This window comes from Streptomyces sp. NPDC055955 (genome assembly GCF_042270245.1).
Classification (GTDB): Bacteria; Actinomycetota; Actinomycetes; order Streptomycetales; family Streptomycetaceae; genus Streptomyces.
This window is the reverse complement of sequence record NZ_JBHJYS010000005.1, coordinates 505,680-530,050: the sequence shown is the minus strand read 5'-3', so window position 1 is coordinate 530,050 and position 24,371 is coordinate 505,680. Positions and strand designations below refer to the sequence as shown.

25 protein-coding genes and 5 pseudogenes are annotated in these 24,371 nt (G+C 70.1%); 16 read left to right on the top strand and 14 right to left on the bottom strand.

What is annotated here, in order from left to right; translation table 11 throughout:
- Positions 1-91 precede the first annotated feature (91 nt).
- Positions 92-1,195 (bottom strand): Gfo/Idh/MocA family protein, encoded by a 1,104-nt coding sequence (locus tag ACFC96_RS13660; RefSeq protein ID WP_376612279.1) that lies wholly within the window; start codon positions 1,193-1,195, stop codon positions 92-94.
- Positions 1,196-1,646: 451 nt separating this feature from the next.
- On the bottom strand, positions 1,647-2,657 hold the full coding sequence (locus ACFC96_RS13655) for a fibronectin type III domain-containing protein (protein WP_376612277.1): 1,011 nt from the start codon (positions 2,655-2,657) through the stop codon (positions 1,647-1,649).
- A gap of 157 nt (positions 2,658-2,814) precedes the next feature.
- Between ACFC96_RS13655 and ACFC96_RS13650 the strand changes: the two genes are divergently transcribed.
- Positions 2,815-3,531, top strand: a complete 717-nt coding sequence (locus tag ACFC96_RS13650; protein WP_376612276.1) for a glycoside hydrolase family 75 protein — start codon at positions 2,815-2,817, stop codon at positions 3,529-3,531.
- 76 nt (positions 3,532-3,607) lie between these two features.
- Here ACFC96_RS13650 and ACFC96_RS13645 read toward each other — a convergent pair whose 3' ends face one another.
- The 3 genes from ACFC96_RS13645 to dhaK are packed head-to-tail and all read right to left on the bottom strand — an operon-like array spanning position 3,608 to position 5,674.
- Positions 3,608-4,042, bottom strand: a complete 435-nt coding sequence (locus tag ACFC96_RS13645) for a PTS-dependent dihydroxyacetone kinase phosphotransferase subunit DhaM (protein WP_376252642.1) — start codon at positions 4,040-4,042, stop codon at positions 3,608-3,610.
- Complete coding sequence (gene dhaL / locus ACFC96_RS13640) at positions 4,035-4,637, bottom strand: dihydroxyacetone kinase subunit DhaL (RefSeq protein ID WP_376612274.1); 603 nt, start codon at positions 4,635-4,637, stop codon at positions 4,035-4,037. Before dhaL ends, ACFC96_RS13645 begins: the two co-directional genes overlap by 8 nt.
- Before the next feature lie 44 nt (positions 4,638-4,681).
- Positions 4,682-5,674: a dihydroxyacetone kinase subunit DhaK gene (gene dhaK / locus ACFC96_RS13635; protein WP_376252648.1), complete on the bottom strand. Its 993-nt coding sequence runs from the start codon at positions 5,672-5,674 to the stop codon at positions 4,682-4,684.
- 339 nt (positions 5,675-6,013) lie between these two features.
- Here dhaK and ACFC96_RS13630 point away from each other — a divergent pair, with 339 nt between their 5' ends.
- From ACFC96_RS13630 to ACFC96_RS13620, 3 genes are all read left to right on the top strand, one after another.
- Positions 6,014-6,454 (top strand): hypothetical protein, encoded by a 441-nt coding sequence (locus tag ACFC96_RS13630; RefSeq protein ID WP_376612272.1) that lies wholly within the window; start codon positions 6,014-6,016, stop codon positions 6,452-6,454.
- Between the two features lie 298 nt (positions 6,455-6,752).
- Positions 6,753-7,079 carry a hypothetical protein gene (locus ACFC96_RS13625; RefSeq protein ID WP_376612271.1) on the top strand — a complete coding sequence of 109 codons (327 nt, stop codon included), beginning with the start codon at positions 6,753-6,755 and terminating at the stop codon, positions 7,077-7,079.
- A gap of 273 nt (positions 7,080-7,352) precedes the next feature.
- On the top strand, positions 7,353-8,594 hold the full coding sequence (locus ACFC96_RS13620) for a PP2C family protein-serine/threonine phosphatase (protein ID WP_376612269.1): 1,242 nt from the start codon (positions 7,353-7,355) through the stop codon (positions 8,592-8,594).
- An 85-nt stretch (positions 8,595-8,679) separates the two neighbouring features.
- Here ACFC96_RS13620 and ACFC96_RS13615 read toward each other — a convergent pair whose 3' ends face one another.
- Positions 8,680-8,802 (bottom strand): hypothetical protein, encoded by a 123-nt coding sequence (locus ACFC96_RS13615; RefSeq protein WP_376612267.1) that lies wholly within the window; start codon positions 8,800-8,802, stop codon positions 8,680-8,682.
- A gap of 194 nt (positions 8,803-8,996) precedes the next feature.
- On the opposite strand from ACFC96_RS13615, the pseudogene ACFC96_RS13610 reads away from it, so the two are divergent.
- Positions 8,997-9,757, top strand: a pseudogene (locus tag ACFC96_RS13610) (IS30 family transposase); the annotation flags it as partial.
- Here the strand turns inward: ACFC96_RS13610 and ACFC96_RS13605 are convergent.
- From ACFC96_RS13605 to ACFC96_RS13595, 3 genes and pseudogenes are all read right to left on the bottom strand, one after another.
- The gene (locus ACFC96_RS13605; protein WP_376612265.1) at positions 9,705-10,097 is read right to left on the bottom strand and encodes a DDE-type integrase/transposase/recombinase; all 393 of its coding nucleotides are present in this window, start codon (positions 10,095-10,097) and stop codon (positions 9,705-9,707) included. The pseudogene ACFC96_RS13610 and the gene ACFC96_RS13605 sit on opposite strands and share 53 nt — an antisense overlap.
- Before the next feature lie 12 nt (positions 10,098-10,109).
- Positions 10,110-10,307, bottom strand: a pseudogene (locus ACFC96_RS13600) (hypothetical protein); the annotation flags it as partial.
- Positions 10,223-10,444: pseudogene (locus tag ACFC96_RS13595) on the bottom strand (transposase); the annotation flags it as partial. The pseudogenes ACFC96_RS13595 and ACFC96_RS13600, both read right to left, overlap by 85 nt.
- Before the next feature lie 409 nt (positions 10,445-10,853).
- Here ACFC96_RS13595 and ACFC96_RS13590 point away from each other — a divergent pair.
- From ACFC96_RS13590 to ACFC96_RS13560, 7 genes are read left to right on the top strand one after another with little or no spacing between them, the layout of a single operon-like run.
- The gene (locus ACFC96_RS13590) at positions 10,854-11,852 is read left to right on the top strand and encodes a LacI family DNA-binding transcriptional regulator (RefSeq protein ID WP_376612263.1); all 999 of its coding nucleotides are present in this window, start codon (positions 10,854-10,856) and stop codon (positions 11,850-11,852) included.
- Between the two features lie 56 nt (positions 11,853-11,908).
- Positions 11,909-12,910 carry a 2-hydroxyacid dehydrogenase gene (locus ACFC96_RS13585; RefSeq protein WP_376612261.1) on the top strand — a complete coding sequence of 334 codons (1,002 nt, stop codon included), beginning with the start codon at positions 11,909-11,911 and terminating at the stop codon, positions 12,908-12,910.
- A complete protein-coding gene (gene manD / locus ACFC96_RS13580; RefSeq protein ID WP_376612259.1) occupies positions 12,910-14,133 on the top strand; it encodes a D-mannonate dehydratase ManD in 1,224 nt (407 codons plus the stop codon). The genes ACFC96_RS13585 and manD overlap by 1 nt, the downstream gene beginning before the upstream one ends.
- Before the next feature lie 28 nt (positions 14,134-14,161).
- Complete coding sequence (locus ACFC96_RS13575) at positions 14,162-15,676, top strand: mannitol dehydrogenase family protein (RefSeq protein WP_376612257.1); 1,515 nt, start codon at positions 14,162-14,164, stop codon at positions 15,674-15,676.
- Between the two features lie 46 nt (positions 15,677-15,722).
- Positions 15,723-16,769 carry an NAD(P)-dependent alcohol dehydrogenase gene (locus ACFC96_RS13570; RefSeq protein WP_376612255.1) on the top strand — a complete coding sequence of 349 codons (1,047 nt, stop codon included), beginning with the start codon at positions 15,723-15,725 and terminating at the stop codon, positions 16,767-16,769.
- Between the two features lie 57 nt (positions 16,770-16,826).
- Positions 16,827-18,188: an MFS transporter gene (locus ACFC96_RS13565; RefSeq protein ID WP_376612253.1), complete on the top strand. Its 1,362-nt coding sequence runs from the start codon at positions 16,827-16,829 to the stop codon at positions 18,186-18,188.
- Positions 18,185-18,466, top strand: a complete 282-nt coding sequence (locus ACFC96_RS13560) for a PfkB family carbohydrate kinase (protein ID WP_376612251.1) — start codon at positions 18,185-18,187, stop codon at positions 18,464-18,466. The genes ACFC96_RS13565 and ACFC96_RS13560 overlap by 4 nt, the downstream gene beginning before the upstream one ends.
- A gap of 198 nt (positions 18,467-18,664) precedes the next feature.
- On the opposite strand, the gene ACFC96_RS13555 is transcribed toward ACFC96_RS13560, so the two are convergent.
- On the bottom strand, positions 18,665-19,330 hold the full coding sequence (locus tag ACFC96_RS13555; RefSeq protein ID WP_376612249.1) for a Ku protein: 666 nt from the start codon (positions 19,328-19,330) through the stop codon (positions 18,665-18,667).
- A 1-nt stretch (position 19,331) separates the two neighbouring features.
- Here ACFC96_RS13555 and ACFC96_RS13550 point away from each other — a divergent pair, with 1 nt between their 5' ends.
- Entirely contained in the window at positions 19,332-19,799 is a 468-nt protein-coding gene (locus ACFC96_RS13550; RefSeq protein ID WP_376612248.1) for a hypothetical protein, read from the top strand.
- Between the two features lie 38 nt (positions 19,800-19,837).
- Here ACFC96_RS13550 and ACFC96_RS13545 read toward each other — a convergent pair whose 3' ends face one another.
- Positions 19,838-20,119: a hypothetical protein gene (locus tag ACFC96_RS13545; protein ID WP_376612246.1), complete on the bottom strand. Its 282-nt coding sequence runs from the start codon at positions 20,117-20,119 to the stop codon at positions 19,838-19,840.
- A 557-nt stretch (positions 20,120-20,676) separates the two neighbouring features.
- On the opposite strand from ACFC96_RS13545, the gene ACFC96_RS13540 reads away from it, so the two are divergent.
- Positions 20,677-21,105: a hypothetical protein gene (locus ACFC96_RS13540; protein ID WP_376612244.1), complete on the top strand. Its 429-nt coding sequence runs from the start codon at positions 20,677-20,679 to the stop codon at positions 21,103-21,105.
- Here ACFC96_RS13540 and ACFC96_RS13535 read toward each other — a convergent pair.
- Together ACFC96_RS13535 and ACFC96_RS13530 are read right to left on the bottom strand one after the other, a co-directional pair.
- The gene (locus ACFC96_RS13535) at positions 21,027-21,698 is read right to left on the bottom strand and encodes an IS630 family transposase (RefSeq protein ID WP_376612242.1); all 672 of its coding nucleotides are present in this window, start codon (positions 21,696-21,698) and stop codon (positions 21,027-21,029) included. The genes ACFC96_RS13540 and ACFC96_RS13535 overlap by 79 nt on opposite strands.
- A gap of 175 nt (positions 21,699-21,873) precedes the next feature.
- Positions 21,874-22,131, bottom strand: a pseudogene (locus ACFC96_RS13530) (maleylpyruvate isomerase N-terminal domain-containing protein); the annotation flags it as partial.
- Between the two features lie 78 nt (positions 22,132-22,209).
- Between ACFC96_RS13530 and ACFC96_RS13525 the strand changes: the two are divergent.
- Positions 22,210-22,464, top strand: a pseudogene (locus ACFC96_RS13525) (DUF6807 family protein); the annotation flags it as partial.
- A 62-nt stretch (positions 22,465-22,526) separates the two neighbouring features.
- Complete coding sequence (locus ACFC96_RS13520; protein WP_376612240.1) at positions 22,527-23,183, top strand: cupin domain-containing protein; 657 nt, start codon at positions 22,527-22,529, stop codon at positions 23,181-23,183.
- 752 nt (positions 23,184-23,935) lie between these two features.
- Here the strand turns inward: ACFC96_RS13520 and ACFC96_RS13515 are convergent.
- Positions 23,936-24,331 (bottom strand): hypothetical protein, encoded by a 396-nt coding sequence (locus tag ACFC96_RS13515; RefSeq protein ID WP_376612239.1) that lies wholly within the window; start codon positions 24,329-24,331, stop codon positions 23,936-23,938.
- Positions 24,332-24,371: the final 40 nt, after the last annotated feature.

Below are 24,371 nucleotides of genomic sequence, written 5' to 3'. Positions count from 1 at the left end.
CTACCAGGGCTTTTCGGCGCCTTGCGATCGCACGCACCGGACGCCGCCGGGCCCGCCCCTCGGGCGGACGACGGGAATGTGACGACAGGCCCTAGCCGAGGGTCGCCGCCCCCGGGTCCCAGTCCGCCGGCACGGGCGGTGGTGGCGTCGGACAGGTGGCGATCCGGCCGAACTCGGCCCGTTCGGCCGAGTGCGTGATCGCCGTCATCGTCTGCAGGACGTGCAGGGCCAGTGCCCCCGACGCACGTGGCGCACCGCCCCGGCGGATCGCCCGCGCCAGGTCGAGCACGCCGAGCCCGCGCCCGTCGGTGCGCCCCGAGACGGGCAGGTCCTGCCAGTCGTCCGCGCCGTTGGCCCGCACCTTCAGCGGTCCGCGGAACGTGTTGGGGTCCGGCACCGAGAGGACGCCCTCCGTGCCGGTGACCTCGAACTGGATTCGCGGCAGCGCCGAGTCGAAACTGAACACCGACGTCGCCCGGACCCCCGACGCGAACTCGACGAGCGCCGACACATGCGTCGGCACCGCCACCGGGAACACCTGTCCCTCCTTGGGCCCCGATCCGACGACGCGCTCCTCGCGCGCGCGTGCCGCCGAGGCCGCCACGCGCGACACGCCACCGAACAGCGCCACCAGAGCCGTCAGGTAGTACGGCCCGAGGTCGAACAGCGGCCCCGCGCCCGGCTGGTAGAAGAACGCCGGATCGGGGTGCCAGCGCTCCGGTCCAAGACCTTGCACCGCCGTCGTCGCCGCCACCGGCTCACCGATGTGCCCCGCCCCGACGGCCCGCAACGCCGACTGGAGCCCCGCGCCGAGGAACGTGTCCGGCGCGTTCCCCACCAGGAGCCCCCGTTCCGCCGCCTGGGCGAGCACCTTCTCGGCCTCGCCGGGGGCCAGGGCGATCGGCTTCTCGCCGTACACGTGCTTCCCGGCCCGCAGCGCCTGCGTCGCGACCTGCGCGTGGGCGGCCGGCACGGTGAGGTTCACGACGAGCTCGACCTCGGGAGTTGCGAGCACCGTGTCCACGTCGCCGGCGACCGGTACGCCGTGCTCGCGTGCGACGGCCGTGGCGCGGCCCGCGTCGAGGTCGGCGACACCCACCACCCGCAGATCGGGAAAGGCGGACAGCGTCCGCAGATACTCCTTGCTGATGACGCCCGCCCCGACGACGGCGACACCGACCGGCCCCGAACTCACGTTGCCCCCAAGGCGGATGCGTAGGTGATGCGACCGCTCCCACGCGGCTCCGGAGACGGTAGGACGCTCGAGGGGAAGCGGACAAGAGTGCGTCCGGGGCGTGACACGGCGATGCACGTGCCCAGGGCCTCTCGTTCTCATCACGCCGGGCTCGCGGGGCCTGCCACCGCGCCTCGCGGCGTTGTCGTCGACCGCCGACGCTCCGCGTGGACTCGTTCCTCCGCCGTGCGACGCCACGGCGCCGGGCCCCGCTCCCTGGTCCGGCCTGATCGAACGAAGGCGCTGGGTCCGGTGATGTGCCCGCGCCCGCGCGGTGACCAGGTGCCGCCGCCGACTCTCGCGGCCACCGCGGGAGTCGGGCCGGGCGTACGGGGACGGGGAGCCGGGCAAGTGACGGGTTCGTCGTCCGGTCCGCCGGGCCCCGGTGGCCGTCCGGCTCCAAGGGCCCTGCTCAGGAACCGGTGGTGACGCTCCGTTCGGCGGAGTAGGCACCCCACGTCCCGTCGGGCAGCTGGGCCCGGATCCGCACCCGGTGCCGGACGCCGGCCTCCTTGCCCACGTAGAAACTGTTCCGCGCCGTGCCCTTGGGCGGGGCGTCGCCCCAGACGAGTGTGGTGGCCTGGCGGCCGTCGAGGCAGATGCGGTACGCGGGCACGGTGCCGCCCGTGCGTGGCGGCGTCCACGACAGGTCGATGTAGTACGCGCCGTCGGTCCGGCGCGACGTGGCGCGGAAGTCGGTGGGGGCGGTGCCGGGGCCCTCGTCGGAGCCCTTCTCGGTGGTGAGCCTGAGGGCCGGGGACGCGGGGGAGGTGTTGTCGGCGGCGTCGCGCGCCTTCACGGTGAACGAGTAGGTCGTGCCAGGCCGCAGCCCGGTGATCAGCGCCCGGGTCTCGTTCCCGCCGACGCTGTGGATCTTCGATGCGCCCTGGTGGATGTCGTACGAGACGACGCCCTTGTCGTCCTTCGACGCGCCCCACGACAGCGAAGCCGCCCGGTCGCCGTCCGCCCGGCCGCGCAGCGCTCCCGGCCGGGTCGGGGCCGACCGGTCCTCGGCCACGGCGGCCGGGGTGGTGACGGCCACCTTCGGACTGAGCGGCCCGAGTGTGCCGTCGGTGTCCTCGGCCCGGACGGAGAAGGTGTAGGCGGAGCGCGGGTGCAGCCCGACGACATCGACCATGTGCTGTTCGCCCGGCACCTCCTTCACCTTGGTGGCGCCCCGGTACACCGTGTAGCCCTTGACCTCGGCCTCTCCTTCGGGGCGGCTCCACATGACGTGGACGGAGGTGGCGCTGCCCGCCTGCGCAGTGACTCCGGCGGGTGCCGTGAGGGCGGGTCCCTGCCGGGTGTCGTCGTCGAGCAGGCCGCACGAGGTGGCGAGCAGGAGCGCGGCGGCGCAGGTCGTGTACGCCAGCGGGGTGCGTCCGGAGATGCGTCGCACGGCAGGCCTTCCACTCGGAAGCATTGGTACAGACCTGTATGCCATGAGTGGCGGGGTCACATCAAGAGGCGGTGCCACGCGCGGCGTTCCCGTCCGGCCCCCGAGGAGTGGACCGCATGCTCAGCTGAGCCCAGATTGGGTTTTTGTGAACATACATCGGATTCCGCTCATATCCTCCTTCGTGCTGCGCACGCGCACACCGGCCCTGGCCGCTGCCTGCAGTGCCGCCCTGCTCGTCCCCGCGACCCCCGCGCAGGCCCACGCGTCGGACGCCCGAGAGCGCGGCTCGCGCCGGGCCGGTGGACTCCACGAAGGCTCCGTGCGGGCCGCGGACCTGCTGGCCGAGCTGAAGGGCTGCAAGCAGATCTCACGCGGCCGCTACCGCAGCGACGAAGGGGCGCCCGCGAACATCCCGGTCTGCGGCAAGGGCGACGCCGTGTACTGGAAGGCCGACATGGACATCGACTGCGACGGCCGCTCGGGCGTCCACTGCAACACACGCACCGACCCACTGTTCCTCAACGCCACCGCCTACCAGGACTCCCACGGCGGAGCCCTCAGCGCGGAGAACCTCCCGTACGTCGTCGTCCCCGGCGCGAGCCCTCTGTGGAGCCCCGCGTCCCACGGCATCCGCGGCGGAACAGTGGCCGCGATCATCTACCGGGACAAGGTCCAGTACGCCGTCGTCGGCGACACAGGACCGAACGACGTGATCGGCGAGGCCTCGTACGCCGCCGCGGCGAACCTGGGCATCGACCCCGATCCCGTACGGGGCGGCGCCGCCGGCGAGGTCACCTACATCCTGTTCAAGAACACCGCCGCGCGGCCCATCGAGAGCCACGCGGCCGCGGTGACGCTCGGCGAGGCGCAGGCGAAGACGTTCCTGGCCGCCAACTGAGCCCGGAGACGGCCGAGTCGGGGCGACAGGCGCACCCGAGCGTCGGGGCGACGGGAGAGCCGCCGCCCCGGGCCGCTCACACCTTCCGGTACGTGTACGCCTCGACGGCAGCCGCCTCGACCGCGTCCAGATCCGCCCCCGCCGACGCCGTGACGACGGCGGCCACGGCTCCCTCGACGAAGGGGGCGTCCACCAGGCGCGCCCCGTCCGGGAGTTCGTCGCCCTCCGCGAGCAGCGCCTTCACCGTGAGCACCGCGCTGCCCAGATCGGCGAGTACGGCGACGCCCGCACCCCGGTCCACCGACCGCGCGGCGCCGCAGATCAACTCGGCGCTGGTGCCGAGCCCTCCGTCCTCGGTGCCGCCCGCCGGCGCCAGGGGCACGGCCGCGCCGTCGCCCGCGAGCCCCGTCGCCAGCTCCGCCACCGACTCGGCGACGGCCCGGCTGTGCGACACGAGGACGATCCCGACGACCTTCTCCCGACCGCTGCCCACACTCCCGGGATCACTCATCGCGGGCCGCCTCGGCCAGCGCTCCGATCAGCAGCGCCGACGACGTGGCGCCCGGGTCCTGATGCCCGATACTGCGCTCGCCCAGATAACTCGCCCGCCCCTTGCGCGCCTGCATCGGTGTCGTCGCGAGCGCGCCCTGCTCGGCGGCTGCCGCCGCCGCGTCGAAGGAGGTGCCGAGCGCTTCGACCGCGGGCACCAGCGCGTCGATCATGGTCTTGTCGCCCGGCGCGGCACCGCCCAGCGTCATGACCGCGTCCACCCCGGTCCGCAGCGCCGCGGCGAGTTCCGCCTCACCGACCTCGGGCGCGTCCCCGAGCGCCTTGCCTGTACGGCGCAGGAGCGTCCCGTACAGCGGGCCGGAAGCGCCGCCCACGGTCGAGATCAGCTGGCGTCCGGCGAGGGTGAGGACACCGCCGGGGGTGGCCGGTGCCTCCTTCTCCAGGACGGCGCTCACGGCGATGAAGCCGCGCTGCAGATTGCTGCCGTGGTCGGCGTCACCGATCGGCGAGTCGAGTTCGGTGAGCCGGGCCGCCTCGCGGTCGACGGCCGCGGTGGCCGCGGTGAGCCAGCGTCGGAAGAAATCGGCGTCGAGCACGTCATCTCCTTGCGTGGTGGTGATGGTTCGGACGACGGGCTGCCTCACATGCCCCAGCGCAGACCCGCCGTGCTCACGGGCGCGTCCCACAGGCGCAGCAGCTCCTCGTCGACCTGACACAGGGTGACGGAGGCACCGGCCATGTCGAGCGAGGTGACGTAGTTCCCGACAAGAGTGCGGGCCACCGGCACACCGCGCTCGGTGAGCACGCGCTGGACCTCGGCGTTGAAACCGTAGAGCTCCAGCAGCGGGGTCGCGCCCATGCCGTTGACGAGGACGAGTACCGGGTCGGACGGCTGAAGGTCCTCGAGGACGGCATCCACCGAGAAGTCGGCGATCTCACCGGAGGTCATCATCGCGCGCCGTTCGCGGCCCGGCTCACCGTGGATACCGACGCCCAACTCCAGCTCGCCGGACGGCAGATCGAAGGTCGGGCTGCCCTTGGCGGGCGTGGCGCACGCGCTCAGGGCCACACCGAAGCTCCGCGCGTTCGCGTTGACCTGACGGGCGATCGCCTCCACGCGCTCCAGCGGCTGCCCCTCCTCGGCCGCCGCACCCGCGATCTTCTCGACGAACAGGGTCGCGCCCGTGCCGCGCCGGCCCGCGGTGTACAGACTGTCGGTGACGGCCACGTCGTCGTTGACGAGGACCTTGGCCACCTGGATCCCCTCGTCCTCGGCGAGTTCCGCGGCCATGTCGAAGTTGAGCACGTCACCGGTGTAGTTCTTCACCACGAAGAGCACCCCGGCTCCGCTGTCCACGGCGGCCGCGGCCCGCACCATCTGGTCGGGCACCGGCGACGTGAACACCTCACCCGGACACGCGGCCGACAGCATCCCGGGCCCCACGAACCCCCCGTGCAACGGCTCGTGCCCCGACCCGCCACCGGAGACGATCGCGACCTTCCCCTCCACGGGGGCGTCCCGGCGCGCGATCACCCGGTTCTCGACATCGACGACCAGCTCCGGGTGAGCCGCGGCCATTCCCCGCAACGCGTCGGCGACCACGGTCTCGGCCACGTTGATGAGCATCCTCATGGGTACCTCCAAGTGAGCGTAGCATCTGGTCCTCTGACCAGTGTTTTCCCTGTTCAAAGCGGGTTTGGAAGGTTTTCGATCTTGGCGGTCCGTGGCGGCTGGAAGCGGGTTCTGGCGGGGCTGTTGCTGACCTATTGCTGACTTTGCTGACGAAGTGTCAGGTGGGCGTGTAGTTGCGGACCGGCGCTCCCAACCGCTCACTCACGGCAGTATCGGCTCTCACGGAGCCCTGGTCACGTGTTCGGCGTGGGTGGTTGGCAGGGTTGGCAGAAGGTGCCGTCACGAGGCACGGCGAAGAGCGTCGGCTCGGCGCCGTGCGCGGCAGAGGATGGCCTGGGTGTGGTGTCGTGCACCGCCCATGACGCACTTACCAGCACCCCCAGAAACAGTCACAGCGTCGACGGCGACACCCTGCGCGTCACTCTGCACCACGGCGTCGACGTCAACACCCGGGCCGCAGCCACCGGAGAGATCGAGGCCCTCGTCCACGCCCATAGGCCCCGCCGGGTCAGCGTCCAGGTCCCCGCCGGGGAACCGACGCCCGTCACGCTCAGCGTCGTCGTGCGCGCCCATCGCATGTGCAAGGGTCTCGACATCTCCCTCAGCCTGACCGGAGCCAGCTCGGCGGCTCAGCGCCTGTTCACCGCGAACACGCCTAGAGGCCCCCCCGGCCAGCAGGTCAGCTCGACCGGCGGGGTCAGGGTGCGGCCCCGGTCCGGCACCCTCGGGACCGGGCAGGTCGGCGAGGCTGCCGGCCGGTACAGCGGGTGCGGGGGGTGACGGTGGAGAGGCGCCGCACCACGCTGGCCTATCGAGTGGGCCACGGACTCCTGTCTGCCAGCTTGGCCCACTCCCGGTCCATCTGCCCCGGCACGACACGTCCCTCCGCCTTCCAGCGGGTGGCCAGCTGCGTGAAGATCGGCTCACCAGGCGGGATAGGAAGCGTTTCCTCGTGGCCGGTGACCGGGGCTGGCTGCGGGGTTTTCGTGGTCACGTAGTTCTAACGCGCGAATCCGGCTGCGGTCACCCGCGGGATGCCTCCACGCTTTTCAGTGGCTCCGGTCCCGCAGGATCGGATATGAGACGGTCGGCCTCGGACGTGGCCTCGGCCGAGGGCCTGTCCCGGTCCGGGAACTTCACCGGATACACGGCCGTCGGCCGGGGCCTGGGTGTCTGCTTTCCGGAGTCGTCCGCGCTGCCGCTCCCTGGGGTGCCGGCGAAGCCGACGGCCACCACAGCGATGGTGGCCAGGACGCTCATCTCCCGCCGCGCGCCGGCCGCCCACCGCGAGTGCGGTCGGACCCTCATACCGTCCGCACGGACGTACCCCTCCATGTGCACCACAGGCCGCTCCCCCGCCCAGACCAGTCCCGTGCGCCCCTCCGCGCACGGGACCCACCAGTAAAGCAGCCACCACTGACAACACGTCTGGAATTGTGGGGAGTTGTGGTCCTCAGGGGTCGGATTCGGTCACAGCCTGGGCCTTCGCGCCCGCCGTGCCTGACCTGACGAAAGACGCCGGGAGCGACCCCGTAGCCAACGCGCGTCCTGCTCGACCCAGAGGTAGCCTCAAGGGTCGAGGCATCTCGGATCGGCGCCCGCCAGCCCTACACCTCACTGTCAGATCAGGGACTTTCTACCTATTTGTCGGACCTGTCACCCATGATTCACTAGTTGAATGACAAACAGGAGTCGGGGGATACCGTTCCAGGTCGCCGACCTGGACGAGAGGCTGCGGGCACATCGGCCTGCCACCGGCCGCCTCGCCGAGGACACCGACAAGACCACGCGCCGCCAGCCGCATCTCAGTGCCGCCATCGCACCCACGCTGCCGGCACTGGTACTGCTCATCATCCTCAGCCTCGACTGGACGACCGCGGCCTACTTCCACACGATCCTGTGGATCGTCCTTGTCCCGGGCCTGGCCGCACTGCTGTGCAGTCTCCGCGTCACCGTGGCCTATGCGTTCCTGTGCGTGGCCGTGTACCTCAGCGACGAGGTGCCCTACGACAACACCTACAGCACCGGTTGGCCGGGCCTGATCCTCATCGCAGTGAGTGCACTGGGCGCCATCGCAGTATGCGCCCACCGCGTACAGGCCCAACAGCGCGCGGCCCACATCAGGCACGTCGCCCGCACCACCCGCCGCACCGTCCTGCGACCGCTCCCGTCACAGTGGGCCGGACTCGAACAGGCCGCCTCGTACACTGCCGCGGACGTCGCCGCACGCGTCGGCGGCGACTTCTACGACATACAGCCCTCCGCACACGGCACGCGCCTCGTCCTCGGCGACGTCCAGGGCAAGGGCCTCGGCGCCGTTGCCACCGCCGCCGCCCTGGCCGGAAGCTTCCGCGAAGCGGCCTACTATGAACCCGACCTGGCCGAAGTCGCCCTGCGCATGGACCGCCGTCTCACCCGCCACCGTGACCACCAGCTCGCCCTCGGTCACGACGACCGTGAGCGGTTCGCCACCGCGGCACTCATCGCCTTCCCTGCACATCAAGAGGACGAGGAACGGATCGAGCTTGTCAACTGCGGCCACCTCCAGCCGCTGGCCGTCAGCGTCCGCGGCGTCCGCCCCCTGGAATCATCCGCAACGCTGCCTCTGGGCCTGCTTGACCTCGGCGGCACACGTCCACCAGTCACCATCGCCCGCCTCGCGGCGGACGAGACCCTCCTGCTGGTCTCGGACGGTGTCACCGAGGCCCGCGACGACAACGGCACATTCTTCCCGCTGTCCCAACACCTCGACGCCGTCCTGTCCAAGGACCCCGGCCTCATCGAGCCGAAGCGCCTCGTCCACCACATTCGCGACGCCGCCACACATCACACAGCACACGGCCTCACCGACGACACCACCGTCCTCGCCGTCCGTCGCATCCGCTCCGAACTGCCGAGCGGCACACGCGAGGTGCTCTGACCAGGGAAAACCCCTGTGGACGGTCATGGGAATGCCCCCTCTGTGGAGGGGCATTCCCATGCCTGGCTCGCGCGTGCTCGACGATCTAAGCCGCCTCGTAGTGGTTCACCCAGTACGGATCGTCGAGCAGTTCGTCCGTATCTGGCAGGTCTGCGCGGCGCAGGGAGTCGAGCACATCCGCATCCGAGTAGGCGAGACCGCGGGCCATATCTGCATGGTCACTCGAATGGCCGGGTCGCGCATGCGGTGGCCAGCGGGGTCGCGCGAGGATCAGCGAGAGCCCCGCCCGGAGCGTCCGCGCCTCTTCCAGCCGGGCGGGCTCCATCAGTTGAGCAGGGCGCACTCGGCGCAAGATCGAGGGGCTACGGCTCGGGATGCCCTTGGCCAGCCCGGACCTTTGCGGACTTCCCCGAAGATGAATCCATGCGCATCTCCCCGGAAGCCATCTACCAGGCCCTCTACGTGCAAGGACGCGGAGCACTCAAGCGCGAGCTGGTCGCCTGCCTGCGCACCGGACGGTCACTGCGCGTCCCCCGGGAGCGCACCAGGCAGAGCGTCCGTGGCCACGTCACTGCCGACGTGCTGATCAGTGAACGGCCCGCCGAGGCCGAAGACCGCGCCGTCCCGGGGCACTGGGAAGGCGACCTCATCATCGGGACCGGCCGGTCCGCGATCGGCACGTTGGTCGAGCGCAGCACGCGGTTCACGATGTTGCTGCACCTGCCCCGGATGGAGGGCTTCGGCACCGAATCACGCACCAAGAACGGGCCCGCGCTGGCCGGCCGGGGCGCCGGGCCGTCAAGGACGCGATCACCGCCACCATCACCACGCTGCCCGAGCAACTGCGCAGGTCACTGACCTGGGACCGCGGCACGGAACTGGCCCAACACGCCCAACTCCGCATCGACTCCGGGCTGCAGGTCTACTTCGCCGATCCCCACAGCCCCTGGCAGCGCGGCACCAACGAAAACACGAACGGTCTCTTGCGCCAGTATTTCCCCAAGGGCACGGACCTGTCTCGCTGGGACGCCGACGAGCTCCAAGCCGTCGCAGCCACCCTCAACAACAGACCCCGCAAAACCCTCGGATGGAAGACACCCTCCGAGGCCCTCAACGAGCACCTACTATCTCTCCAGGTAGTTGGTGTTGCGACGACCGATTGAGTCCAAGTTCCGCCCCGCGGTCCGAGTGTGCGATGCAGCCCTCCTTCAGGGCGCCCCGTCCGGCGGCCATCCGCAGGGCGTCGACGACGAGGCCGGCCCGGTGGTGGTCGGCCATCCCGTAGCCGACGACCTCGCGGGTAGCCAGGTCGATCACCGTGGCCAGATACCACCAGCCGGCCAGCGTGGGCAGGTAGGTGATGTCGCCGACCAGCTTCGTGCCCGGCTCAGCGGCCGTGAAGTCCCGGCCCACCAGATCCGGCGACGCGATCGCGTTGCGGTCCGCCCGGGTCAGGCCGCGACGCCGTCTACGGGTGATGCCGCTGATGCCGTGCTCACGCATCAGCCGCTCGACACGCTTGTGATTGACACGGTGCCCGCCCCTGCGGAGCGCGGCTGTGACCCTCGGGGCTCCGCGGCTTTTTTCAGGACCTCGATCGTCTGCTGCTGTTCCCTGTTCTCCCGCCGCAGACGACGCAGTTCTTCCTTCTCGTCGCTGGTCAGCGCACCAGCCGGCCCCTTGCCCCGGTCGGCTTTGTCCTGGTTCACCCAGTTCCGCATACCCTCCGGGCTCACCCCGAGCTCCCGGGCGACCTCGGTCACCGTCTTCCCCGACGAGTAGACCAGCGCGACCGCGTCCCGCTTGAACTCGGCCGTGTACCGCTTGCTCGTGTTGCTCTTCTTGCTCACTACCTGGAACTGCTTCCTCCGGGACCTGTCGTCCCAGTATCAGGCTGTCCAGCTCAGAGGGGGAACTTCACCCGGAGGACTGCCCCGTCAACCCGACGCGGCGATGTGGGCGAGGATCTTTTCGTACGGCGTCATCCGCGAACCGCAAGGTCAGACGCGCATTACGTCGGAGCTGGCCGCGGCCTCTCGCGCTTTGCGGTTCGGCTCCCGCCGCGCCGAGGCAGCCCGGCGTCAGCTTCTTGCGCGGCACCGCGTCCGCCGTCTGCCCTGAGTGCGAGCGGGGGAAACCGTTCATTCACCTCTCGGCAAACTCTTGACAACATTGCGCAACATTGCCGAGCATGTGGCCAGAGGCAACGCAGCCTCGCGGTACCCCTCAGGAGGCATAGTGGCCCCCACCCTCACGGACGTGGCCAAACAAGCGGGCGTCGCACTGTCCACCGCGTCCCGCGCGTTCAACGATCCAGACCGCCTGGGACCGGAAACCTTGCGCAAGGTTGTCGAAGCCGCCCGGGAACTCGGATACGAAGCCCAGAGCCGCGTCAACGGTGGCCCGGGCCGGGACTCCCAGCAGCACACCGTGGCGGTGATCGTGCCGGATGTGGCGAACCCCGTATTCGGCTCCTTCATCAAGAGCGCCCAACGCGAGGGCTGGCACCGCCAGTTGGCCGTCGTCGTGGCAGACACCGACTTCGATCCCGGGCGAGAGCGAGAGCTGATCGCGCATCTGCGGCAGCGCGCGGACGGACTGATCGTCTGCTCTCCGCGCCTCGACGCCGACGAGGTCATCGGACTGTGCGGTGAAACCCAGGTGGTTCTGGTCAACCGCGAGACGGACCAGGCGGACTGCGTACTTGCCGACGCGAGTGAAGGGCTGCGCCAGACCATCGAGTATCTGGCGGCCCTCGGCCACCGGAAGATCGCCTACGTCCAGGGGTCCACGCGTTCCTGGTCCAACGCGCACCGTGTCGCCCTTGCCCGCGACCTCACGGCGCGGGCTGGGCTTGAACTCGACCTGCTGGGGCGGCAGTCGGAAACCGTGGCCGGTGGTACAGCGGCCGCGGCGAGTGTGCTCGCCTCGGGCGCCACCGCCGTACTGGCCCACAACGACCTGGTGGCCCTGGGCATCCTCGCCGGTGCCCGCACCCTCGGCGTACGTGTTCCGGAAGATCTCAGCGTCGTCGGCTTCGACGACATTCCGTTCGCGGAGGTCTCGCACCCGGCGCTCACCAGCGTCGCCGTCCCGATGGCACGGGCCGCAACGAGCGCGGTGGAACGGATCTCCAACGCGCTCTCCGACCCGGACCGCACTCGGCCGGACACCTTGCGACTGGCCGCCCAACTGCACGTGCGTGGCTCCACGGGCCCAGTACGCGCAGCCGCCCCGACCCTTGCCGCCCACTCCTGAACCCACGCCCCGGAGGAACAACCCATGTGCCAGCAGCTTGCAGCCCGAGGCCGTGCATGAGCACGGAAGGCATACACATCGTCGTGGCCGACGCCAACCTCCCTCCTCTGCGAGCGCAGTTCGAGCGTCAGCTCCCCGCCGGCAGCACGGTCGAGTGGGTCGACCCGGCCGATCCCGGCGCAGTCACGGTGGCCGTTGCCAAGGCCGACGTCCTGGTGTCCGGGACCTGCACGGCCGCCACCGCCCGGTCTGCCGAGCGGCTGCGTCTGGTCCACGCCGCGGGGGCCGGCACGGACGGAATCGACCGCTCCGCGCTCCCTCTCGGGACCAAGGTGGCATGCACGTACCACCATGAGGACTCCATGGCGGAGTACGTGGCCGCCGCCGCGGCCCTGCTGCGCCGCGGACTCCTGCGCCAGGATGCTGCCCTGCGCGAGGGCCGCTGGCTCAGCCCCGTGTACGCGCCGGACGAGGCCGGATGGCAGCCCACCCTCGCGGGGGCGACCGTGGGCTTCGTGGGCTTCGGACACATCGGCGCCCGCTCCTGGCAGCTGCTCCGCGCCTTCGGGGCCCGCGGGATAGCCGTCACCCGGCGCGGCGAGGTGGACGCGGGCGCCCAGGGCCTCGAATGGTCCGGCTCCGTCGACGATCTGCCGCATCTCCTCGACCGCAGCGACGTCGTGGTCGTCGCCGTACCGCTCAACGCAGCCACCCAAGGCCTGATCGGCGCACCCGAACTCGCCCGACTGCACTCCGAGTCGGTCCTCATCAACGTCGGACGCGGACCGGTCGTCGAAGAGGACGCACTGTACGAGGCACTGCGCTCCGGCCGCCTGGGCGGCGCCGCGCTCGACGTCTGGTACGCCTACCCGTCCGCGCCCGGCGAGCGGCAGCAGCCCAGCCGCCACCCCTTCCACACGCTGCCCAATGTCCTGATGACCCCGCATTCCAGCGGCCTGACGCGCCGGACGTTCACCGGCCGCGCGGCCGACATCGCCGCCAATATCCGGCGCCTCGCCGCGGGCGAGGAACTCACCAACATCGTGGAGCGCCCCTGATGAGCAAGCCCGACCGCATCGTCGCCGTTGACGTCCTGGTCACCAGTCCGACCCGCAACTTCGTCACCCTCAAGATCACCACCGAGCAGGGTCTCGTCGGCTGGGGCGACGCCACGCTCAACGGCCGCGAACTGGCCGTTGCCTCCTACCTCCGCGACCACCTGGCCCCGCTGCTCATAGGTCGAGACCCTGCCCGTATCGAGGACACGTGGCAGTACCTCTACCGCGGTGTGTACTGGCGCCGCGGCCCGGTCACCATGACGTCCATCGGCGCCGTCGACCTGGCCCTGTGGGACATCAAGGGCAAGGCCGCCGGCCTGCCGGTCTACCAACTGCTCGGCGGAGCGGTGCGCGATCGGATCCTCTCCTACACCCACGCCACCGGCTGGGACGTCCCGCAGCTCCTCGACTCCATCGACGCCCGGCTCGCCGACGGCTTCCAGGCAGTCCGGGCCCAGACCGGAGTCCCCGGCCTGGATGTCGTCTACGGCGTCACGAAAGAAGGTGCCGGGTACGAGCCGGCTGGGCGCGGAGTGGCCCCCGTCGAAGAGGTCTGGGACACCGACGCCTATCTGCGCCACGCGCCGAAGGCGCTGGAGGCCGCCCGCGCCCACATCGGTCCGGACGTCAAGCTCCTGCACGACGCTCACCACCGCCTCACGCCCAACCAGGCGGCGCGCCTCGGCCGTTCGCTCGAGGACATCGACCTGTTCTGGCTCGAGGACGTCACACCGGCCGAGAACCAGGAGGTCCTGCGCCCCATCCGCGCCAAGACCACCGTTCCGCTCGCCATCGGTGAGGTCTTCAACACCGTCTGGGAAACCCAGGCGCTGATCACCGAGCAGCTCATCGACTACGTGCGCTGCTGCGTCACCCACGCCGGGGGCATCAGTCACCTGCGCCGGATTGCGTCTCTCGCCGATATCTGGCAGATCAAGCTCGGCCCGCACGGCCCCTCGGACGTATCCCCTGTCGCTCTGGCCGCCTCGCTCCATGTCGGCCTAGCCACGCCCAACTTCGCCATCCAGGAGTACATGGGCTACGAGCCGCTCGTGCACGAGGTGTTCCAGCACTCCTGGTCATATCAGGACGGTCACCTGCACCCGGGTGACGCACCCGGTCTCGGCATCGAGGTCGACGAGGAACTCGCCGCCCGCCACGCATACGAGCCGGCCTATCTGCCAGTGGCACGCCGGCGCGACGGCTCCATGACCGACTGGTGACCCCGCCCGCCGCAAGGATGTACTCCCCATGACCACCGCCCTCACCCGCGCCGCCCGGCTGAACGCCGCCACCTCCCCGTCCGGCACGCTGCTCCACCACCGCACCCTGACCCCGGCCGACACCGGCATCGTGCACCTCGGCCTCGGCAACTTCCACCGGGCCCACCAAGCCGTCTACACCGGCGCCGCCCTGGCACATGAAGAAGGCCCCTGGGGCATCCTCGGTGTCGCCGGGCGCTCCACCGAGGTCGCCGACGCGCTGCGCGCACAGGACCTTCGCTACACCGTCGCCGAGGTGTCCCCGGACGGCACGCGTTGCATCATCCCGGCCGTTCACACCGGAGTGCTCGTAGCCGCCCGCGAACCGGAGCAGGTTCAGAGGGCGCTCGCCGCCCCCGGTACGCGTGTGCTGTCCCTGACGGTCACGGAGAACGGCTACACGTACTCGCCCCGCACCGGGGGCCTCGACCTCGACCACCCCGGTGTCCGTGCCGACCTGCGCGGCAACCGCGCCGCACCGCAGACCACGTTGGGGCGCATCGTGCGTGCCCTGCAGGAACGCGCCACCACTCATGGCGCTCCGGTCACGGTGGTCAGCTGCGACAACCTGGTCGGCAACGGCGATCACACCCGTCGTCTTGTCGAGGAGTTCATCTCCCACCTGCCGGCCGGTGAGCGTGAGGAGGTGGACGCCTGGCTGACCGCCGGGAACGTCGCGTTCCCCAACACGATGGTGGACCGCATCGTCCCGGCCACGACGGACGCGGAGCGCACGGCCGTCGCCGAGGCGCTCGGACTGCGCGACGAGGTCCCTGTACCGGCTGAGCCATTCACCATGTGGGTCCTGGAGGACCGGTTCGCCGCATCCCGCCCGGCCTGGGAGGCTGCGGGCGCGCTGTTCACCGACGACGTCCAACCGTACGAGCTGCTCAAGGTCCGGCTGCTCAACGGCACCCACTCGCTCATCGCCTATCTGGGCGCCCTGGCGGGACGGGACACCATCCCCGAGTCCACGGCGCAGCCCTTCGTCACCGATGCCGCCCGCGCGGTCCTGTGGGACGAGTACCTGCCGAGCCTGACCGTTCCCGACGAGGTGGATCTCGACGCCTACGTGACCCAGCTCTTCACTCGTTGGTCCAACTCGGCGCTCGGACATCGCACCCGGCAGGTCGGCTCGGACGGCTCGGTCAAACTGCGCCAGCGCATCCCCGGTCCCGCCCTGCTCCATCTGCGGGCCGGCAGGATGCCTCACCATCTCGCCCTGACCGTCGCCGCGTATCTGAGCTGCCTTGCCCCGGCGGCCGGATTCGATCCGGGCGAACACGCGGCCGCCATGATCGACCCGGCCCGCGAACGCCTCGCCCACCTGCGTGTCCGGACCGGGGGCGGCCCGTCCTTCGCCGCCGCGGTCCTCGACGACGGCCTGTTCGGCGACGAGTTGCCTCAGCACCCCGAATTCGCCTCACGGGTCGGCGAGTTCTTCGACCTCATCCACGCGCGAGGTCCACTGGCTGCAGCCGCCGAAGCAGCCTGCAAGCCCTGATCCTTTCCGCTCGGGGCCTCACCACTTCTCACAAGGATGTGAGTTCATGACAGCCTCTCCATCCCTGCCCACCACGGCGCGCGCCGCCGTTCTGCACGCCGCCGAAGACCTGCGCATCGAGAACATGCCGCTGCGGCCACTCGGCAGGGACGACGTGCTCGTCGCCGTCGACGCGGTAGGCGTCTGCGGCTCCGACATGCACTACTTCGCCCATGGCCGCAACGGGCGCAATGTTCTGCGGCAGCCGACCGCCCTCGGCCACGAGGCGTCCGGCACCGTCGTCGCAGCCGGGGCGTCCGCCACGGTGGCACCCGGTACTCGCGTCGCCGTCGAACCCGCTGTGGGCTGCGGCACGTGCGCCACCTGCCGTTCGGGCCGCTACAACCTCTGCCCGACCGGGACCTGTTTCGGTTCGCCCCCCACCCACGGCACCCTCGCCACCCACCTGGTCGTCCCCGGCCGCGGCGTGCATCAGCTCCCGGACGCCCTGCCGCTAGAACTCGGTGCGCTCATCGAGCCGTTGGCCGTCGCCGTCTGGGCGGTGCGCCGCGCCGAAGTGGCGTTCGGCGACCGTGTACTGATCACCGGCGCCGGACCCATCGGCATCCTGTGCTGCCAGGTGGCCCGCGCCGCCGGAGCCGTCGAGGTTGTGGTCACCGACGTCAACGACGCCCGCCTCGAGCAGGCCCGCAAGCTGGGCGCCACACGTACGGTGAACACCGCCCGCGACGACCTCGACCTCACGGGGATGGACCGCCTCCTCGAGTGTTCGGCCCACCCCGCGGCGCTCTGGCAGGGCCTGCACACGCTGCGCCCCGGCGGACGCGCCACCGTCGTCGGCCAAGCGTCCCCCACCGTAGACGGCCTCCCCCTGGCCCATCTCCAGCGCTTCGAGATCGACCTGGTCTGCGCGTTCCGGTACGCGCACGCGTTCCCCACCGCGATCGCTCTCGCCGCCGATGGCAGTGTCGACCTGGCCGCCGTCCTCACCGGCCGCTTCCCCCTGGACCGCGCGGCCGAAGCCCTCCGTGCGCCCACCACCGACCCCACGCACCTCAAGGTCGTCATCCGACCCGGCGACAGCTCCAGCTGACCGCCCCCCCCACGTCCCCATCCCGCAGAGCCCCATCCATCCAAGGAGGCATGGACGATGGACTCCACCGCGCCCGCAGCACCCGTGGCGGCCCCCACCGAGCAGACCGCGCCGGACCCCCGCACAGTCCGCCGAGCCGCCCTCGCCGGCTTGGTCGGCACCGCTCTTGAACAGTACGACTTCGTCATCTACGGCACCGCGTCGGCCCTCATCTTCAGCCAGCTGTTCTTCGCGGGATCATCCCCGGCCGTCGGCGTCCTCGCCAGCTTCGGCACCTACGCCGTGGGCTTCGCCGCCCGCCCGCTCGGCGGCCTCTTCTTCTCCCGCTACGGCGACCGGCTCGGACGCAAATGGGTGCTGGTCGCCACCCTCCTGCTGATGGGCGGCTCCACGCTCGCCATCGGACTACTGCCCACCTACGACCAGGCAGGAGCGTTCGCCCCCGCCCTGCTGGTGCTCTGCCGGATGGCACAGGGCTTCGGCGCCGGAGCGGAGCAGTCCGGAGGCTCCACCCTGCTCACCGAGACCGCCCGCAAGGGCCATCGCGGAGTCTTCGCCGCGATGGTCATGACTGGCGCCGCCCTCGGCACCGCGCTCGGCGCCGCCGCCTGGGCGCTGGTCCAACTGCTGCCCGAGGACGACCTGATGACATGGGGCTGGCGCGTGGTCTTCGCCAGCAGCCTCCTGGTCACGGGCGGCGCACTGATCATCCGGCGCAAACTCAACGAGAGCCCGGTCTTCGAGGAACTCAAGGCGCAGCAGGCCAAGCCCGCATCCCCCGTCGGCGAGGTGCTGCGCGGCGGGCGTCGGCCGCTGCTCCTGGTGATGTTCATGAGCCTCGGCGTCAGCTCGCAGTCGTACACCTACCAGGTGTTCATGGCCTCCTACCTGATCACCACCATCGGTGTGGACCCCGCTCTCGTGCCCCAGGTGCTGCTCATCGGCGCGCTGTGCGGCGGCGTCGCCGCCCTGTGCACAGGCCGGCTCTCCGACCGCTTCGGCCGCCGCCCGGTCTCCACCGCCATCATGAGTGCGCTGATCGTCCTGCCCGCACCCTGCTTCATCGCCCTCAGCACCGGATCCACCACGGCCGTCGTCGTCGTGATGGTCCTGGGCTTCGTGTTCGCCGCACACGGCGCAGTGGGTGTCCAGATGAGCTACTTTCCCGAGATGTTCGGCGCCCGCTACCGGTATGCCGGGGTCACCCTGGGCCGCGAGTTCTCGTCCGTGCTCGGCGGTGGTGTGGCGCCTCTGATCTGCGCCGGGCTCGTCACCGCGTTCTCCGGCTCGTGGATCCCCGTCGCCGTCTACATGATGCTCATGGGCCTCATCAGCCTGATTGCCGTACGCCTTTCGCCGGAGACGGTCGACCGCGACCTGACCGACCCGGCCGACGCCACCGCGCAGGTGCGCGAATGACCCCCGCACAGGGCTACGCCGTCACACTTGGCGAAACCATGGGCCTGCTCGCCGCCACGGACACCGGCTACCTCCCGCACATCTCCCACATGGCCCTGGGCATAGGCGGCGCGGAGAGCAACGTCGCCGTGGCACTGGCCCGCCTGGGAACCCCTGTCGTCTGGACCGGCCGACTCGGTGCGGACTCCGTCGGCGACCGGGTGGTCCGCGAACTGCGCGGCGAAGGCATCGACGTACGCGCCACCCGTGACAGCGACGCGACGCCCCCACCGGGCTGATGCTCAAGGAACGGCTGCCTGGCGGCTCGGTCAAGGTCTGGTACTACCGCTCCCACGGCGCGGGTGCGATGTCCAGCTGGAGCGACGCTCCTCGTGACCTGCGCTGTACCAAAGTGCCAACTATCTCGCTGATTCCGGGTCCCCAGCCGCTGAAGCTACTTGGCATCAGTGCAGGTCACGCACATTGCCTGACGCCAACTAGCCATCCTGGTCACACTTCTTCGCGGTGCCCGTCGTGCCGCTCACCTTCTTCGCTGTGGCCTTCTTCTTCGGCGGAGAGCTCTTCTTGGGGAGATCCGGCGCGTGTGCATCGGCCGGTGTCTCCTGGTCGAGGCGGGCCTTTCTCGCGCGTTCTGCGCTGGCCTTGAGGGCGGCCATGAGGTCGACGGCGGGAGCGGACTGGGCGGGCTCGGTGCCGGGTCCGGGGGCGCGGCCCTGAGATTTGGCGTCGATGAGGTTCAGCAGGTCCTGACGGTAGTGGTCGGTCAGGTCGGGGATCTGGTCGAGACTGTCGACGCTGAGCGCGTCGGCGAGGTCAACAGCGGCCTGGAGCTCCTTCTCGTCGACCGTCGGGCTCGCGGATGGAGCCAGGCCCGCACCGTGGTCGCGGATTTCGTCGGACCAGCGCAAGCCGTGCAACACCAGTGTGTCGCCCTGGGCGCGGAGCATGCCGAGCCGTTCGCGGTCGCGGAAGGCGTATTTGACGATGGCGACGGAGTCGCGGCGGGCGAGGGCCTCGCGCAGCAGGACATACGGCTTGGCGGCAGCGGGCGAGCCGTCGGTGCCGAGGAAGTAGGAGGCCTGCCCGATCTGCAGAGTCTGAGAGGCGGCACTTAAAGATCGACAGCGTGGAACGATAGCCATCATGTCTGGTCAAGTTTGGGTGTCACTCATATCGTTGGGCGGCGTCGCGCTCGGTGGCGCGCTGTCCTTCCTCGTCCAGTTTGCGACGCAGCGGTCGGCTGAGCGGACGGAGCAGTGGCGGCAGCAGACCGAGTTGGCGGAGGCCCGGCGTGCGGAGCGGCTTACGCTGCTGGAGCGGTTCGTCGAGGTGGGGGCCGAGGCGGAGCGCGCGGCCTCCAGCCGGCCGCACGAGTGGGACGACACAACCCCATGGTTCCTCACGACCCGAGACTCCATGAACAGACTCTGGGTCGTGGAACGGCTGATCCGTATCCAGTTTCCGCTGCCCGTGCACGACGCGGCACGCAAGTACTTCCTCGACCTCAACCGGACCGTGTGGGAAGGCTTGCCCGACGGTGAGAGCGTGCGCGACTACCTGGAGGACAACAGACTGGCCTTTCTCGACGTGGCCCGAGCGGTCATGGGATAGCCCACCACTGACCCCAACGATCTTTTACGGGGCAGCCCTTAGGCGGTGTTCGTGGTGAACAGGCGCTGGGTGGCGGTGGTGGCTCCGGTCAGGCTGAGGGGGATGTCGAGGTTCTGGCACATGCGGTGGGCGCGGACGATGACGCTGAGCGTGGCGGGCGTGGGTTCCCCAGCGGGGACCTGGACGGTGACGTGGCGGGGCCCGTGGGTGTGGACGAGGGCCTCGATCGCTGCGGCGGCCGCGGCCCGGGTGTGGACGTCGAGGCTGTGGTGCAGGGTCACGTGCAGGGTGTCGCCGTCGACGCTGTGACTGATCGGCATGAGGGCCTCCGCTTGCCGTGTCGTTCGGCCGTACGTGGTCCCGGCGGGCTGGCGCGGGGCTGTCCGGCTCCAGGGTGACAGTTGGGCGGCGTTGTCGCAGCTCATGGCGGCTCTCGGCGGGTCGCATCGCGCTAGCGGGCCATGCTGGGGCCGGTGATCCGGACGCCGAGGGTGGCCGTTCGGCTCGTGGTTGCGGCAAAGGCGTCGTCCGCGCGGTGCGGGCGTGGCCCCCACCGCGCCCGCACCGCTCCCCCGAGAGCCGCGAGGCGCCCGTCGGCGCCTCGCTCTAGGCTGCGTTGGTGGCAGCGAGGTTGGGGCCCCGCCGCTTGGGCAGCCCCACCAGTTCATCATCTCGGCCGGTTGGCAGGAACACCGCCCCCAGCGCAGAGCCCTGGCCACGCCCTGAAAGGGGGCAGACCAGGGCTCTGGGTCGCACGGTCCGGGGGAGGGGGAGCCGGAAGCCGTTTGTCGCGCACCGTCTCAACGTCCGGCCTGCCGCACGGACACGCTCCACGTCAACACACAAGCCTCCTCAACCTCCTGGGAGGATGCTGGTCATGGAGCCGCTGCCGATCCCCTGCCCCGCCGACCAGATCCCGGACGCGACCGGCCTGGAAGCATTCGAGGCCGCCTGCAAGGCGGCCAAGGAGCAGCGCGTCGTGTTCATCGCGGTCGAGGAACAGGGCGGGCCCAACCCGCGGTGGACGGTCAAGGCCGACGCGCTCACCGCCCCGCAGCACACCATCGACCCCACCGTGTACAACGCGGTGCGCGAGGCCGTCCTCCGCCTCATCCACTCCCACGAGATCCGCCCCGACTCCTCCGCCGGCCCCGTCACCTTCGACCTGCACGACGTGGCCAACGAGCCACGGGCCCGCGAACTGGCCGCCGCCCTGCACGCCGCCCTCTACGGCGACCTCCAACCCCTCACCCGCGCCGTGCCCCACGCGCCCTGGTGGCCCGGTCCGGAGATCCTGTGGCAGTAGCGGCAGTAGCGGCAGTAGCGGCAGTAGCGGCAGATGCGGTCGATGATCTGATCTGCGGTCTTGGCGCACTTGAAGGGCCGAGCCTGTTCGTTCCAGGTCTTGATCCACTCTTCGAGCCCGGTCTTCAGTTCATCAAGTGAGCAGAACACGCCGCGTTCAAGGCAGCGTCGTTCCAGCTCCGCGAACCACCACTCGACCTGGTAGATCCAGGACGAGTAGGCCGGGGTGAAGTGCAGGCGGAACCGGGGATGCGCAAGCAGCCACTTGTGCACCACCGGCGCCTTGTGGGCGGAGAGGTTGTCGCAGATCACGTGGACCGCCAGGCCGGGATCGGTCTGGCGGTCGATCTCGTCGAGGAAGTCGACCGCGCGGTGCTGTGCGGACAGCTTCCCGATCACCTTGCCGGTGGCGGTGTTCAGGGCGGCGAACAGGTCCACGGTGCCGTGCCGGACGTAGCCGAAGCTGCGGCGCTCAGGGGTGCCCGGCACCATCGGCAGCACCGGCGCTGTCCGTTCCAGGGCCTGGATCTGCGGTTTCTCGTCGACCGCGAAGACAGCCGTGTTCGCCGGCGGGGCGAGATACAGTCCGACCACGTCACGGATCTTGTCGATCAGCAGCGGGTCCGGAGAGATCTTGAAAGTTTCGTGCGCCAGGGCTGCAGTGGTTGCAGGTCAGGAACGCCTTCGGGTCTTCGTAGACCTGGAGGCGGGGGTTGACGACCAGCGCGCGTAGTTCGCGTTTGCCGAGGTAGGTCCCGGCGTAGCGGTCCTCCTCGGCACCGTCGTCGACGAAGGAGCCCGGCGACACCAGCGCCTTCTCCACCAGGACGTGGAAGGCGTCCGTGTCGGTCGCGGCCAGCAGCGCCGAATGGTCCGTCCAGGCGAGATGCGCGATCTGGTGGGCGACGCTCCAGCCGGGCGCCGGGGTGGCGAGCGCCCACGGCTCGGCGCTCAACTCGGCCACCAGCCGGTCGAGTTCCTCGCTCTCCTCGCGCAGGTCGTCGAACACGGGCGTCGGATCGGACACGGGACGCTCCCCTCGGGCATGGCAGCGCCGAAGAAAACAAGCAAGTCGCATAATTGTGGCCGTTCGGTGCACGACCCGGGGCGAGACGGACACGCCACGCTCGTCTTCGAACACGCCCCGGAGAATGACGACTCGGGGAAACACGGCCTCCACCCGGCGCACTGGTTCGTGCGCAACGATCCGATCGCAGCGGTTGCCCCCTCACTCGCCTTCCACGACGAACTGATCCTGGAACCTGGCGCCACGCTCACCCGTCGCTACCGCGTCGTCATCGCGGACAGCGCATGGGAGCGGGCCGAGATCGCCAGGTACCTCGCGGAGCACCCGTGGTGACCCCGGCAACCGGACCGACCTTCGACGGCCTGCCTGGGGGCGTCGCCGTCTCACACCTGTCCGTGTACAACTGGGAGGCCACCGACGGACTGTGCGGCGGCACCCCGCACATGCACCTCACGTGCAGCGAGGGGTATGTCGTCACCGCCGGCCATGGAGCCGTCCAGACACTCACCACCTCGGGATTCGCACAGACACCGCTTGAAGCGGGAACCGTCGCGTGGTTCACCCCAGGCACCATCCATCGGCTGATAAACGAAGACGGCCGGCTGCAGATGGTCGTCCTCATGCAGAACAGCGGATTGCCGGAGGCGGGTGACGCCGTGCTCACACTTCCGCCCGACTACCTGCGTGCCCCGGAGACCTACGCGGCCGCTACAGCGATCCCCGCCGATGCACCCGAGGCTGAGCAGGAACGCGTGGCGCGTGCCCGCCGCGACCTCGCGATCGAGGGATTCCTTCGCCTGCGCGAAAATCCGGAAGAACTGGCAGCTTTTCACGACGACTCCGCTGCCCTCGTCCGGCATCGGCTCGACTCGTGGCGTATACGGTGGGAGCGTGGCGCCGCCCGCGCATCGGCCGCGACCGGCCACCAGTTGAATCGGCTCACCGCGGGTGACACCGGGCACCTCGAAGGCGCCGCCGTGCACTCCGCCCTGCCCTCCACGCGCGGCAAGTTCGGAATGTGCGGACGCCTGGATGCCTATGAGAGGCACTAACGCCCTCGCCCCCACAGGGTAGGGCTGTTTCAAAGTCCTGATGATGGCGCGAAGCCGCAGGTCACGGTGGTGTGATGTCTGCCGGCTGTCCCGCCCCGCAGGCAACGAAGCTCCGGTTGGCGCGGGTGACCTCTCAAATCGCCTGTACCATCCGGAGCTTCGATGTGTCGCCGGTCTGCCACCGCCTGCCTGATCACATCGCCCTCGCGTCAGTATCGTGCCCTTGCGAGACTGCAACTGCGGCTGGCCATACTGGCCGATCCACGGCATCGGCGCGGTTAGCGTCACCCGTTCGACTCCCGCCAAGCTGGAGGAGCCCGGCTGCATCGATTCGCCCCCCAACTCTGCAGCAGACCCGTGTCGTTCAGGCCTGGTGTCGGCGGCTCGTGCGTGAGGGTGTGGTCGACGGCATCCAGCACGGGCAGCACGGAGCGCAAGACGTTGGCGACGGCGATCTCCCGCACGGCCATGCGGTCTCGCCGTACCTGCTTGCGGTGGTTGTCGTACTCAGCTTTGACCCCGCTGCAGGTCGGCCGTGCGCTCCTCGAGCAGGCGCCGCAGCGTGAGGTCTGTGACCGGCAGTCGTTACTTCTCCATGGTCAGCCCGCCTCGGTCTTGTCGTCATCGACGATCTCGGCGCGCACGATCAGGATCGACCGTCGAGCATGGCCGACTTGGTGAGCAGCCAAGAGCTTTCCGCCTGCCATCTGCGGTGGCAGAGATCAGTCCCTGGGCGGGACAGCACTCGGCATTCAGGAGGCCCTATGGGCGTGCGAGGCCCGGACGACGATTGCGGCCGCCAGCGTGATCTCCATAAGCGCCACAAGAGTGGCGATGCCAAGAAGTCCCTCCGAGCCTCCCAGCACGGGGAGACCGGCGGCACCGGTGTCCGGCGCCCCTTGCATGTGATGCTCGGCATGCGGTGACAGTGCCGTCGTTCTGGTCCACAGGCCTGAGGCGACGAGGTGGCTGAGCACCATGCCGGCGTTCATGCCGCCTACGACGAGCCAAACACGTGCTGTCGGCGCCCGCCACAGCTCGACACCGCAGTACAAGCAGGCCGCGGACATGATGGTCACGGCGACCGAGAGGGACACGTGGTCGCCATGCCCCCGAATCATCGCCAGGTGGAGGCCGACGCTGGTCACCGCCAGGGCAGAACCGAGCCATCCGGTCCAACGGGGCTGC

What these genes read in the sequence shown, in the direction of transcription:
- ACFC96_RS13655 (WP_376612277.1), bottom strand. Translation starts at nt 2,657, where the DNA reads ATGCTTCCGAGTGGAAGGCCTGCCGTGCGACGCATCTCCGGACGCACC.
- ACFC96_RS13645 (WP_376252642.1), bottom strand. Translation starts at nt 4,042, where the DNA reads ATGAGTGATCCCGGGAGTGTGGGCAGCGGTCGGGAGAAGGTCGTCGGG.
- dhaK (WP_376252648.1), bottom strand. Translation starts at nt 5,674, where the DNA reads ATGAGGATGCTCATCAACGTGGCCGAGACCGTGGTCGCCGACGCGTTG.
- ACFC96_RS13625 (WP_376612271.1), top strand. Translation starts at nt 6,753, where the DNA reads ATGAGACGGTCGGCCTCGGACGTGGCCTCGGCCGAGGGCCTGTCCCGG.
- ACFC96_RS13620 (WP_376612269.1), top strand. Translation starts at nt 7,353, where the DNA reads ATGACAAACAGGAGTCGGGGGATACCGTTCCAGGTCGCCGACCTGGAC.
- ACFC96_RS13615 (WP_376612267.1), bottom strand. Translation starts at nt 8,802, where the DNA reads ATGGCCCGCGGTCTCGCCTACTCGGATGCGGATGTGCTCGACTCCCTG.
- ACFC96_RS13605 (WP_376612265.1), bottom strand. Translation starts at nt 10,097, where the DNA reads ATGCGTGAGCACGGCATCAGCGGCATCACCCGTAGACGGCGTCGCGGC.
- ACFC96_RS13585 (WP_376612261.1), top strand. Translation starts at nt 11,909, where the DNA reads ATGAGCACGGAAGGCATACACATCGTCGTGGCCGACGCCAACCTCCCT.
- manD (WP_376612259.1), top strand. Translation starts at nt 12,910, where the DNA reads ATGAGCAAGCCCGACCGCATCGTCGCCGTTGACGTCCTGGTCACCAGT.
- ACFC96_RS13575 (WP_376612257.1), top strand. Translation starts at nt 14,162, where the DNA reads ATGACCACCGCCCTCACCCGCGCCGCCCGGCTGAACGCCGCCACCTCC.
- ACFC96_RS13570 (WP_376612255.1), top strand. Translation starts at nt 15,723, where the DNA reads ATGACAGCCTCTCCATCCCTGCCCACCACGGCGCGCGCCGCCGTTCTG.
- ACFC96_RS13565 (WP_376612253.1), top strand. Translation starts at nt 16,827, where the DNA reads ATGGACTCCACCGCGCCCGCAGCACCCGTGGCGGCCCCCACCGAGCAG.
- ACFC96_RS13560 (WP_376612251.1), top strand. Translation starts at nt 18,185, where the DNA reads ATGACCCCCGCACAGGGCTACGCCGTCACACTTGGCGAAACCATGGGC.
- ACFC96_RS13555 (WP_376612249.1), bottom strand. Translation starts at nt 19,330, where the DNA reads ATGGCTATCGTTCCACGCTGTCGATCTTTAAGTGCCGCCTCTCAGACT.
- ACFC96_RS13550 (WP_376612248.1), top strand. Translation starts at nt 19,332, where the DNA reads ATGTCTGGTCAAGTTTGGGTGTCACTCATATCGTTGGGCGGCGTCGCG.
- ACFC96_RS13545 (WP_376612246.1), bottom strand. Translation starts at nt 20,119, where the DNA reads ATGCCGATCAGTCACAGCGTCGACGGCGACACCCTGCACGTGACCCTG.
- ACFC96_RS13540 (WP_376612244.1), top strand. Translation starts at nt 20,677, where the DNA reads ATGGAGCCGCTGCCGATCCCCTGCCCCGCCGACCAGATCCCGGACGCG.